This window comes from Merdimmobilis hominis (genome assembly GCF_016901855.1).
In the GTDB taxonomy this organism is placed as follows: Bacteria; Bacillota; Clostridia; order Oscillospirales; family Ruminococcaceae; genus Paludihabitans.
Map to the genome: position 1 here is coordinate 1 of NZ_JACJKY010000060.1, position 769 is coordinate 769.

A 769-nucleotide genomic window follows, 5' to 3' on the forward strand; every position below is an offset into this window, starting at 1 on the left:
AAAAAAAGAACGCTTCAAAGGGAGGCGCTTCGTATGGAAGTTGCCTCCCTTTGTGTAAAGGAGTGGGTAAGTTGTGATTTTTTATCACGGTAGTTCCGTCAAAGGACTGAAAGAACTGAAGCCTTTTTTATCAGAACACGGTAAGCCATATATTTATTTTGCGACTAATTCCTTAATCGCTCTTTTATATGCTGTAAAGCCTGTACCAAAGCCTTTTAGTTTTTATCCTTATGGATTTGATAAAAATGGTAATGTAGTTTATTCAGAATACTATGAAAACGCTTTTTATGATTTATATAAAGGCAAGACGGGATACTTGTATGAGTGTGATGATTTAAAAGAAACAGATACACCTACTAAGATAAATTGTGTTTACGCCACTACTCAATCAGTAAAGATTGATAGAGTAACAAAGATTTCTGATTTATATATATTCTATAAGGAGCAAGAAGAAAAAGGATTGTTTAGTATAAAGCAAAAAAGTGAAATTTCCGATAAAGAGATGAATTTTGTTTTAGATGAATTGAGAAAGGACATAGAAAAGAATGATTTGAAAAATTTACCTCAACACGCTATGAGTATTTTCGTACAAAAGCATTTTCCTACAATTTGGGGAGCAGATAAAGGCTAATTTATGATGATTGTCGGTATTGTATAATTTGTGATAGCATGTCTATAGGTATAGCGAGCATCGGATTGAGATACCACAATCTGAAAAGAAGTTAAATACAAAGCAGTTGGGGCACCTTCCTTACGGAGGGTGCCCCAA

The 769-nt window shown here is 33.9% G+C and carries 1 protein-coding gene; it reads left to right on the top strand.

Translation table 11 applies throughout. The features are described from left to right. The first annotated feature begins 73 nt into the window (after positions 1–73). On the top strand, positions 74–631 hold the full coding sequence (locus tag H6A12_RS13035; RefSeq protein WP_204448432.1) for a hypothetical protein: 558 nt from the start codon (positions 74–76) through the stop codon (positions 629–631). Positions 632–769: the final 138 nt, after the last annotated feature.